This window comes from Veillonella sp. VA142, assembly GCF_003992135.1.
Lineage (GTDB): Bacteria > Bacillota > Negativicutes > Veillonellales > Veillonellaceae > F0422.
This window is the reverse complement of sequence record NZ_RQVN01000056.1, coordinates 1-1007: the sequence shown is the minus strand read 5'-3', so window position 1 is coordinate 1007 and position 1007 is coordinate 1. Positions and strand designations below refer to the sequence as shown.

Sequence of the window (1007 nt, the reverse complement as noted above, 5' to 3'; positions counted from 1 at the left end):
GGCTCTTTGTCAAATGTGGGGGCTACTCATATAAAAAGTTCTTAGCGCTAGCTATTTAAATAGCTAGTGCTATTCTTTCTGCTTAATAGAAGTATACGAACTCTGAAACGATCAAAATGGCGTAACCCATAACTTATTCTTTTTAATACTTTAATGTTATTATTACACCCTTCTGTAAATCCATTGGAATATGGTAATACAAAGGCATTAACAATTTGAGGGAACCAACTGGTAAAGGAAGTTTTAAAATTACTAAACTCCGGTAGATGACTGTTTTCTACTGTGTTTAACCATAATTGTATATATCTTTCTATGTTAGGTATGCTGTATATCCTAAATATCTTTCTAAAGGCTAATCTAAGTCCATATGCACGCCGTAGGTCATCGGATATACGTAATATTTCTAACAGCTTTATTCGCTCGCTTTCAGTTAATTTACCAGGGTTCTTCATAAGAATCCTTCGGTTATATTTGAGTGTTCTAGAGTGTGCCACTAGCCTCTTTTGCTCACGCTTGCGTACACGCTCAAGACCCCAATCTACCAAGCGACACACATGATAACGATCTGCCACAATATGTGCGTGAGGGAACATAGTTTGCATTACTAACCTAAATAATGGAGACATATCCATAACGATGTATTTAACCTGTTCTCTAGCTTCTTTAGAAAAGGTTTTGAAGTATTGAATAAGAGCTCGTGTATCCCGTTTTGGTAAAATATCTACGATAGAATGATTGTTTAAATCGGTTATGATAACTTGGTACATTTGACCTTCGGCATTCCCTTTATATTCGTCAATACCTAGTACCGTAGGTAATTGCACAGGCTTTGGAATGGCCAGTTTCGAGCAATATCGAATGACTGTAGATACAGAAACATCACTGCGTTTAGCCATCTCAGTAAAGGTTCCTTTTTCGCCAAGTTGCCTAAATAGATATTCCAAATTAGATTTACTTAATCGCAAATAACGGCTAACAAAAGGGTTCTTTTCTATGAAAGTATGATT

Annotated in this window: 1 protein-coding gene; it reads right to left on the bottom strand. The window is 36.1% G+C overall.

From position 1 onward, the window contains the following. Positions 1-47: 47 nt before the first annotated feature. Positions 48-1007 (bottom strand): ISL3 family transposase (locus tag EO117_RS09060; RefSeq protein WP_126940116.1); only part of this gene is annotated, 960 nt, incomplete at its 5' end.